General features: G+C 70.6%; 7 protein-coding genes. 6 read left to right on the forward strand and 1 reads right to left on the reverse strand.

The annotated features are described in order from the left end of the window. Positions 1 to 24: 24 nt before the first annotated feature. The gene (locus VF665_RS16995) at positions 25 to 1,782 is read right to left on the reverse strand and encodes a hypothetical protein (protein ID WP_331054639.1); all 1,758 of its coding nucleotides are present in this window, start codon (positions 1,780 to 1,782) and stop codon (positions 25 to 27) included. Between the two features lie 628 nt (positions 1,783 to 2,410). On the opposite strand from VF665_RS16995, the gene VF665_RS17000 reads away from it, so the two are divergent. The 6 genes from VF665_RS17000 to VF665_RS17025 all read left to right on the forward strand — a co-directional run bounded on the left by VF665_RS17000 (position 2,411) and on the right by VF665_RS17025 (position 9,256). Next, positions 2,411 to 3,808 (forward strand): NAD-dependent succinate-semialdehyde dehydrogenase, encoded by a 1,398-nt coding sequence (locus tag VF665_RS17000; protein WP_331054640.1) that lies wholly within the window; start codon positions 2,411 to 2,413, stop codon positions 3,806 to 3,808. A 127-nt stretch (positions 3,809 to 3,935) separates the two neighbouring features. After that, a complete protein-coding gene (locus tag VF665_RS17005; RefSeq protein WP_331054641.1) occupies positions 3,936 to 5,288 on the forward strand; it encodes an alpha-amylase family glycosyl hydrolase in 1,353 nt (450 codons plus the stop codon). A 190-nt stretch (positions 5,289 to 5,478) separates the two neighbouring features. After that, positions 5,479 to 6,045 (forward strand): hypothetical protein, encoded by a 567-nt coding sequence (locus VF665_RS17010; protein ID WP_331054642.1) that lies wholly within the window; start codon positions 5,479 to 5,481, stop codon positions 6,043 to 6,045. Between the two features lie 902 nt (positions 6,046 to 6,947). Next, positions 6,948 to 8,390, forward strand: a complete 1,443-nt coding sequence (locus VF665_RS17015; protein WP_331054643.1) for a trypsin-like peptidase domain-containing protein — start codon at positions 6,948 to 6,950, stop codon at positions 8,388 to 8,390. Between the two features lie 264 nt (positions 8,391 to 8,654). After that, positions 8,655 to 8,816, forward strand: a complete 162-nt coding sequence (locus VF665_RS17020; protein ID WP_331054644.1) for a hypothetical protein — start codon at positions 8,655 to 8,657, stop codon at positions 8,814 to 8,816. Next, positions 8,813 to 9,256 carry a hypothetical protein gene (locus tag VF665_RS17025; protein WP_331054645.1) on the forward strand — a complete coding sequence of 148 codons (444 nt, stop codon included), beginning with the start codon at positions 8,813 to 8,815 and terminating at the stop codon, positions 9,254 to 9,256. Before VF665_RS17020 ends, VF665_RS17025 begins: the two co-directional genes overlap by 4 nt. Positions 9,257 to 9,634 lie beyond the last annotated feature (378 nt).

Below are 9,634 nucleotides of genomic sequence, written 5' to 3' on the forward strand. Positions count from 1 at the left end.
TTGAGGCCGAAAGACGAATGGTCATTAGAACGATTCGATCTGCACGCGGAAGGTGCCGGTGGTGAGCCGGCCCGCGGCGACTTCCCACGGGGCGCGGAGCGTAAGGTTTCCGGTGAGGCTGTAGGTGCCGGTAAAGCGCACGCGCGGAATGCGGCCCTGAATGGTCTTGGCGGTTCCCGAGCAGATCAGCCGGCCGCTGGTATTGGTGATCCCCTGGCCCGTGGTGATGGCCGTGGTCACGTTGCCCCCCGCGGTAAGGTCAAAGGCGTTGATCTCAATGCGGGCGCTTTCTTCCACCGTCACGTCCATGACGGCCACGTTGGCGGCGAGCACCGGGTCCAGCGGAGCCGCGGCCGGAATCAGCACCGAATCCTGGCTCATGGGGACAGCGGCGGGCGACCAGTTGGTGGCGGTGTGCCAGTCGGTGGTGCCCGCGCCCGCCGTCCAGGCGCGCGTGACGCCCGCCACCAGGATGGGCCGCGTTCCGCCCCGCACCCGGCGGCCGGCGACGGAGACCTGGCTCATTCCGTAGTCGTGAAAGGTTGCCGTGTGCGCCGTGCTCCCCGCCACCAGCGCCGAGGCCGCGCCCGGGGTGGCCGCGGGGCCGGAGATTTCCAGGCGCACGGTGTCGGCGGCCAGCCCGGTGAGCACGTTTCCGTATCGGTCCGCCGCCTTGACCGTCACCCCGAACGGCACGTTGGTGGCCGGGCGCGCCGACGTTCCGGACCGGAAGTACGCGGCGCACGGGTCCACCACTTCGCCCGCCGTCAGGATCATGTACCCCGTATGGGCGCCCGGCGCCACGATGGTCGTTACGGGCGAGGCCGCGGTACCGGCCACGCGCGGGCTGCACACCACGCGCTGGCCCGTGTAATCGAACACGTCGGGTGCGATCCGGGGGCTGCCGTTCAGCACGGTGACGGTGGTGGCGCCGAGCGCGGCGGCGGCCGCCTGCAGCCGGGTGACCGCCTCGGGGTCCTGCGCCTCCTCGATGCTTTCCGTAAGGCGGGTTTCCGTGTCGGTCACGGCCAGCACCTCAAAGAAGAACGAGAACACGTCCTGCGCGGCGCTGGCCTGCAGCGGTACCCGGAAGCTCACCGTCAGCACGCCGTCGAAGTCGTTCGCGGTGCCGGCGACGGGAAGGGTGCGGTTGGTGGCCGCGGTGCGGTGCCGCACCACGTAGCCCACGGGAAAGATGTTGCTCACCCCCGCGGGGGGCGTGATGGCCGCCACCTCCGCCTCGGTGAGCACCTGCAGCACGTCGGGGTACGACGCCTTCATGCTCACCAGGTCGCGGCCCATGGTCACGGCGCCCGTGGGGATCACCTGCGAGGCGATGGCCGGGTCCGCGGCGGCGCCGTCAAAGCGGCGCAGCGTCGACAGCGCGGTGCCTGGAACGGAGCTGGCCCGGCTCACCAGCAGCATGGTGAGGTTGCTGAGGGGCGTGGCGGTGCTGTTGCGCACGCGGTAGGTAAAGCTCACGTACCGCTGCCCGCCCTGCCCGCGCGTGCCTTCGGTGAACGAGCTGGACCCCACCTGCTCAAAGACGATTCCCGAGCCCGCCTGGGCCAGCGCCGCGCTCACGCCGGTCTCCGGGGCCACGGAAACGACGGACGACGTGGCGTTCTCCGTGCCGATCCCGTCCACGGCGATGCGGTACACGCCCACGGGGAGCGGCGCGGGCGGGGGCGGCGTAGGCGGCACCTCGGGGCTGGAGCCGTCGTCACATGCGGCCACGGCGGCGCAGGCGAGCAGGGCAAGTAGGCGAATGTGCTTGTTCATGGCGATCCGGGGTACGTGCCGACGCCGGCCGGAGCCGGTGATGGAGGACGGGAACAGCGGGCCCGGGGAGCACCGTGGCTCCGGGCACGCTGGGTGGAGCCGGTGGATGGAACCGTGCCGGGGGCCGGGATGTTGGAAGAGCGCGGAGCGTGGGGGCGCCAGGGTTGCGGCGCCGGTCGCGTCCACCTGCAGAATAGGGCTATCCGCTTCGCGCGTCAACGTTTATCTGTTGGCCCATTCGTCCCTTTCCGGCCCGCGGCCGATCGTTCGCCGGGAGCTTTTTCCGGATTCGTGCTCGCCGCGGGGCCGGCCCGGAACGGCGCCCGGGGCCTGATCCCGTGGCAGCGATGCAAGGCGCCATCTGGAGGATTCCGGGGTAGCAGGCTCGGATCCGGGTGTGCGGCTGCCTGGGCCGCGCGGAGGCAAACGGTCGAGATTGGAGTTCGGCGGCAGGGCCCGAACGGGACAGAGCGATGGGGCGGGGCGCCGGGTGTTTGCCTCCCAGGTGGTGACTTCTGCTACACTTATCGTCGCAGCGTGGATGCCGATTCAGATGGGCTCCGGGGGCGGCGGGCGGATTGCATGAGCGCGGGCAGCGTTCCACGATCGTGAACCACACCGGAGCCGCATGGCCATCGCCACCATCAACCCCGTGACGGGGGAAACGCTCAGGACCTTCGACGCGCTCACGCCGCGGGAGATCGAGCACAGGCTGCAGCGCGCGTCCGACGCTTTCGCCGCGCACCGGCGCACGGGAATGGGCGAGCGCGCGGCGTGCATGCGGCGCGCGGGAGAGATCCTGGAGGCGGAAAAGGACCGCCTGGGCCGCCTGATGACCACGGAAATGGGCAAGACGCTCAGCGCCGCGATCGCCGAGGTAAAAAAGTGCGCCTGGGTGTGCCGCCACTACGCGGATCACGCCGCGGGGATGCTCGCGCCGCGCCCCGTGGACGTGGGCGGTGCGCGCGGCGAAATCCACTTTCTGCCGCTGGGCGCCGTGCTGGCGGTCATGCCGTGGAATTTTCCGCTCTGGCAGGTGTTCCGCTTTGCCGCGCCGGGGCTCATGGCCGGCAACGTGGGGCTGCTCAAGCACGCCTCCAACGTTCCGCAGTGCGCGCTCGCGATCGAAGACGTGTTTCTGCGCGCCGGCTTTGCGGAGGGCGTGTTCCAGACGCTGCTCGTGGGGTCGGACGCGGTCGGCGGCATTCTGGACGACCCGAGGGTGGCGGCGGCCACGCTTACCGGCAGCACGCCCGCGGGGCAGAGCGTGGCCGAGCGCGCCGGGCGCAACCTCAAGAAGACGGTGCTGGAGCTGGGCGGGAGCGACCCGTTCATCGTCATGCCCAGCGCCGACCTGGACGCGGCGGCGCGCACGGCGGCCAAGGCGCGGTGCATCAACAACGGCCAGTCGTGCATCGCGGCCAAGCGCTTCCTCGTGCACCAGGACGTGGCGGACGAGTTCGAGCGGCGGTTCGTGCGCGCCATGGAGGCGCTGCGCGTGGGCGATCCCATGCAGGACGGCGTGGACATCGGCCCGCTCGCCACCGCCAGCATCCGCGACGAGGTAGATGAGCAGGTGCGCAGGTCGGTCGAGGCCGGCGCGCGCGTGCTCACCGGCGGAAGTCCCATGGACGGCCCCGGCTTCTTTTATCCGCCCACGATCCTGGCGGACATTCCGGAAAGCGCGCCGGCGTACCGCGAAGAGGTGTTCGGCCCCGTGGCGCTGCTGTTCCGCGTGGCGGACCTGGACGAGGCCATCCGCCTGGCGAACGACTCGGACTTCGGCCTGGGCAGCAGCGTGTGGACGCGCGACGAGGCGGAGCGCGCGCGCTTTATCGCCGAGATCGAGGCGGGGATGACGTTCGTGAACGCGATGGTCTCGTCCGATCCGCGGCTCCCCTTCGGCGGGGTGAAGCAGTCGGGCTACGGGCGGGAACTGGCGGAGTTCGGCATTCACGAGTTCGTGAACATCAAGTCCGTGTGGATCCAGGACACCCCGCCGGACGACCATCCCGCCGCGGAGTAGCGATACCGCGGACGGAAGGGCCTCGAAGGACGCGGAGCCGCGGAGAGAACGGCGGAGACAGGGCGCGCGTTACCGTCCCTCCGCCGTTCTGCGCGGCGCTTCATCGCTCAAAGATCAGGAGTGCTGGATGGCGGATTGGGACGACGCGGTTTTCTATCACATCTATCCGCTCGGGCTCTGCGGCGCTCCGGCGCGCAACGACTTTGGCGCGGCGCCGGTGCCGCGGCTGGCGGAACTGCACGGGTGGATCGCCCACATGCGCGGGCTGGGCGCCACGGCGCTGTACCTGGGGCCGCTCTTTGAATCCACCGCGCACGGCTACGACACGGCCGACTACTACCACGTGGACCGCCGCCTGGGCACGGACGACACGCTGAAGGAGCTTGCCGCCGCGCTGCGGGACGCGGGGATCCGGCTGGTGCTGGACGGCGTGTTTCACCACGTGGGGCGCGACTTCTGGGCGTTCCGCGACCTGCGCGAGAAGGGAGAAGCGTCCCCGTACCGCGACTGGTTCCACGGCGTGGACTTCTCGCGCCGCAGTCCGGCCGGTGACGCCTTTGGGTATGACGGATGGCGCGGCCATTACGATCTGGTGAAGCTGAACCTGGGCAATCCCGCGGTCCGCGAGCACCTGTTCGGCGCCATCCGCTCGTGGGTGCAGGAGTTCGGGATCGATGGACTGCGGCTGGACGTGGCGGAGGACATCGACCCGGACTTTCTGCGCGCGCTGGCGGAATTTACCCGCGAGTTGAAGCCGGACTTCTGGCTGCTGGGCGAGGCAATCCACGGCGACTACCGGCGGCTCGCGCAGACGGGGCTGCACTCGGTGACCAACTACGAGGTGTACAAGGGGCTCTACAGCAGCCACAACGACCGCAACTACTTTGAGATCGCGCACTCGCTGCAGCGGCAGTTCGGCGACGGCGGCGTGTACCGCGGGCTGCCGCTGTACAACTTCGCCGACAACCACGACGTCAACCGCGTCGCCACCACGCTGCGCGAACCCGCGCACCTGGACGCGCTGTACACGCTGCTGTTCACCATCCCCGGCGTTCCGTCCGTCTACTACGGCAGCGAGTGGGGGATCACGGGCGCGCGCTCCGCGACGGACGACCACGCGCTGCGGCCGCGCCTCAAGCTCCCCGACGCCGCGCACCAGGCGCCGCGCCCCGGCCTGGCCCGGTGGATCGCGCGCGTGGCGGAGATCCGGAGCGCCACGCCCGCGCTGCGCCGCGGCGAGTACCGGCAGCTTCACGTGAGCCACGAGCAGTTCGCCTTCGCCCGCACCCTGGGCGGCGACGTGGCGATCGTGGCGGTCAACGCCGCGGATGCGCCGTGCACGCTCGATCTGCCCGCCCCCGCGCCAGACGGGACCGCGTTCGTCGACCGGTCGGGGGATCGAGAGCGCTTCCAAATCGGCGGCGGGCGGCTCCGGGTGGAGATCGCCGCCCGCGGTGCCCGCATCCTCGCCCGCGGCTGAGCGAGCAGCGGACGGATGACGACGAGGCCGGCACCGGGATCGGTGCCGGCCTCGATTCTTTTGCTTCCGCAGGCGAATAGGTCAGGTGACGGAAGCCGGGGAGCGGGGGGATGCGGCAGGTTGATGGCGTTCAGCGGAGCCGCACCGTGCGTGCTCCCGGACCCTCAACTCTTTCATCCGCATCCGACCGATGATCAAGAATCTGCGTTCCGTGGCCGTTCTGGCCCTGGCGATGGTGGCCGCCTGCGAAAACGCCCCCACCGGCACCGACGAGCTCACCGGCGGGCTCGCCTTCACCTACGCCAGCGACAACTCGCCCATCGGCGGCACGTTCAACGCGAACGGGGCGCTCTCGTCCAACCCGCAGAGCGGAAGCTGGGCAGCGGCGGCGCGCGAGGGGGGCGACGCGGCGGTGGTGGCCAACGAGGTGCTGGGCCAGGTGATCAACACCGCCATCATCAACCTGCCGGGCGTGCGCACGGGCGCGGTGACCATCTCCGAGCACTGTGAAGAGGACTGCGCCAGCCTCTCGTTCGTGGTGGAGCAGGTAATTGGCGATGACGCGGACACGTACGTCTGCGACATGACGAGCGGCAACATCTACGTCACGACGCTCTCGGCCGACCGGGTGAAGGGGACGTTCTCCGGCACGGGAAGCTGCTTCTCGCTCGAGGAGCCGAACGAGCCGTCCATCCGCATCACCAACGGCATGTTCGACACGCCCGTGGTCGCCACCCCGCTGGGCGGGACGATCTAGGGTCTGATGATGGGTTCTCCCTTCGGGGAGGGCCCTGCGCGGAGCGCGGACGCGGGTCGGAGTGAATGAATTCGCCGCAACAACAACGGAAAGTCCCCCCAGACAGACGGGGGGACTTCACCTGCACGGGGGCGGCGGGTCCCGGTGGGTGATGCACGGATCCGCGCTGCCCCTGTTGAGCGAGTGAACTCGCCGCAACAACTGCTGAAAGCCTCACGATACTGCCGTGAGGCTGCACCGGCGCGGGGCATGAGATCGGTGCCGAACGCCGCCCTCGCGCTGAGGTCTCCCTTCCCCCAGGGGTTTTTGGGGGAAGGGTCGGGGATGGGGGCCTCTCTCCGCCCGGGCCGAACTGCCCGAAGTGCACCACCTTTGCCGCGTTCTCCCCTCCCCGTGCGGCCCCTTGTACAGGGAACGGCGGGGAACCCCGGGCTGAGCGAATGAATTCGCCCCAACAACAACGGAAAGTCCCCCCAAACAGACGGGGGGACTTCACCTGCGCGGGGGCGGCGGGTGCCGGTGGGTGATGCACGGATCCGCGCTGCCCCTGTTGAGCGAGTGAACTCGCCGCAACAACTGCTGAAAGCCTCACGATAGTGCCGTGAGGCTGCGCCGGCGCGGGGGATGAGATCGGTGCCGAACTCTGCCTCGCGCTGAGGTCTCCCTTCCCCCAGGGGTTTTTGGGGGAAGGGTCGGGGATGGGGGCCTCTCTCCGCCCGCGCCGAACTGCCCGAAGTGCACCACCTTTGCCGCGTTCTGCAATCGAACGCGCACGTGGACGGTAGGGGCGCCCGCACAACCCTGGCGCGCCGCGGCGCATCCAAGCTGAACCTGGAACGCCGCTCCGGGTACGCAGGCGCCGGAATCCGACGCCGCTTTCCCCGATCCCGCAGAACCGTCCCATGCATCGCCCCCATCCCCTTCCCGTGCTGCTCGCCACGCTCGTGCTGGCCGCGTGCGGCGGCGGCGCGGACGCGCACGAAGCGCCGCGCGCCTCCGAACTCGCCGTGCTGCGCGAGCCGCCGCCCGTGCGCGCGCCCGAAACCGCGCGGCTGTCCGGCGCCGTTCAGGACTCGCGCCGCACCGCCATCGTCGCCGCGGCGGAGCGGGTGGCGCCCGCGGTGGTGAGCGTGAACGTGGTGCGCCGCGAGCGCGTGGTGCCGCGCACCGTGTGGGAAGAGATGATGCTTCCCCCCGGCGCCGAGCGGCAGGAGGCGGGGCTGGGCTCCGGCTTCATCATCAGCCGCGAAGGGCTGGTGATTACCAACGAGCACGTGGTGCGCGCCGCCAGCGAGGTGGTGGTCACCCTGCCCGACGGCCGCGAGTTCGACGCCGACGTGGTGGGCGCCGACGAGGTGAACGATCTCGCGCTCATCCGCATCCGCAACGGCACCAACCTTCCCGTGGCGCCGCTGGGCAACAGCGACGGGCTCATGACGGGCGAGTGGGTGATCGCCATCGGCAACCCGTTCGGCTTCGTGCTCAGCAACCCCGAGCCCTCCGTGAGCGCCGGCGTGGTGAGCGCCATCGGGCGCAACATCGTGGGCGGCAACGGGCAGCGCAGCCTGTCGCTGGACCTCATCCAGACGGACGCCTCCATCAACCCCGGCAACTCCGGCGGGGCGCTGGTGAACGCGCTGGGCGAGGTGGTGGGCGTCAATTCCTCCATCCTGTCCAGCACCGGGGGGAGCGAGGGGCTCGGCTTTGCCATCCCCATCAACCGCGCGCGCCGCATTGCCCTGGACCTGGCGGATGACGGCAAGGCGCGCCGCGCATGGATCGGCGCCGAGGTGGAGCCGGTGCGCGCCGAGGGCCCGCGGCGGCTGGCGGCCGTGCGCATCAGCAGCGTGGTGCCCGGCTCCCCCGCCGAGCGCGGCGGCCTGCGCGCGGGCATGACGGTGGCCGCGGTGGGCGCCAAGCGCATCCGCACGCCGCTGGACTGGCAGGCCGGGCAGCTGAACGCCGCGTACGGCGAGCCGCTGCAGATCGCCGTGGTGGAGAACGGCCGCGAGCGCACCCTGACGGTGCGCCCCGGCGACCTGCCCTCCGCCAACGCCGCGCGCATTCAGGCGCTGCGCGACTTTCAGCTCGTAACGCTCACCCCCGCCATCCGCGCTGAGCGCGGGCTGCAGAGCGAGCAGGGCGCGCTGATCGTGGGGCTCTCCGACGCCGCGCGGCAGCTGGGGCTGCGCGAGGGCGACCTGATCCTGCAGATCAACCGCGAGCGCGTGTCCACCGCCGAAGGCGCGGCGTCCCTCCTTGGGCAGCTGGGCGGCCGCGCGGTGGTGATGTACGTGGAGCGCGACGGGCGCATCGCCGGCACGCAGTTCATGCTCGGCGGCTGACCGCGGTCACAGTGAATGGAAGGCGGGGCGCGCGGATTCCGTGTGCCCCGCCTTTTTCTATCTCGATGTCGCGAAGGGTGAGTGGGATCACACCTGTTTTCTGACTCGCCTCCAGCGAGGGCGGCAACAGAGCGGGGCGGGGTCACAAGGCTTGACGGCGGAAAGAGTCGTGTATAGTGTGCGACGGAACGCGCGTCGGACCGCACACCGCGGCAGGCCGCGAACCTCCCTCCCTCTCCATCCCTCACGCACGGAGTTCGACCCATGGAAAGCAGCACCAGCCCCACGATCATCCCGGTGGAAGGCCTCGGCGAAGCGGCCGCGGCGGCGCAGAACCTGGCCCTGCAGCCGTCCGTGCTGGGCCCCATCGACCCGGGCACCACGCTGGGCATGTATCCGCCGTCGCCGATCCTGATCGAGCCGTGAGCACGGGGGTGGCGGACCGGCACGCCGCGCCGCCGCTGTGCCCCAGCGCGCCCGCCCGCATGGACGGCGCGTTCGTGTTCGGGGTGGTGGGCGGCACGCCGGAGGAGCGGCGCGTGGGGTACCTGAACGCGCGCGTGCCGGTGACGGACGAGGTGCTGGCCCTGGCCGGCCCCGTGGGTCCCACGGAGGTGTTCCGGTTCGCCGCGCCGTGCGCGGGGAGCGGGTGCTCGCACTTTGACGGCAGCGACTGCCGCCTGGTGACCAAGCTGGTGCAGCTCATGCCCCCCGCGGGCAAGGCGCTTCCGGCCTGCCAGGTGCGCCCGGACTGCCGCTGGTGGAGGCAGGAGGGCAAGTCGGCGTGCATGCGTTGCCCGCTCATTGTCACCGACTCTTCCGGGCGTTCGGAAAGCGAGCGGATGGCGGCCAACCCCGCCGTCTGATCCTCGCCCCAAGACAGTGCACGCGGTGCCCGGGACCCTGGTGGTTCCGGGCACCGATGCGTTGGGGAAGGCAGGAAGTGCGGAGTGCGGAGTGCGGAGTGCGGAGTGCGGATTGCCGAGTGCCAAGTGCCAAGTGCCAAGTGCCAAGTGCCAAGTGCCCGGCGGCTGCAGCACTTCAACGCGGAGGTGGCGTTCGGCGCTGGACCCCCTCGCGCGCGGCGAGCAGCCTCACGGCAGTATCGTGAGGCTTTCAGCAGTTATTGCGGCGAGTTCACTCGCTCAGCAGGCCTCCGCGCCCACCCTCCACCGCCCTCCGCGCTGAACCCTCCACCCCCGTGCAGGTGAAGTCTCCCCGTCTGTTTGGGGAGACTTTCCGCC

This window comes from Longimicrobium sp., assembly GCF_036387355.1.
In the GTDB taxonomy this organism is placed as follows: Bacteria; Gemmatimonadota; Gemmatimonadetes; order Longimicrobiales; family Longimicrobiaceae; genus Longimicrobium.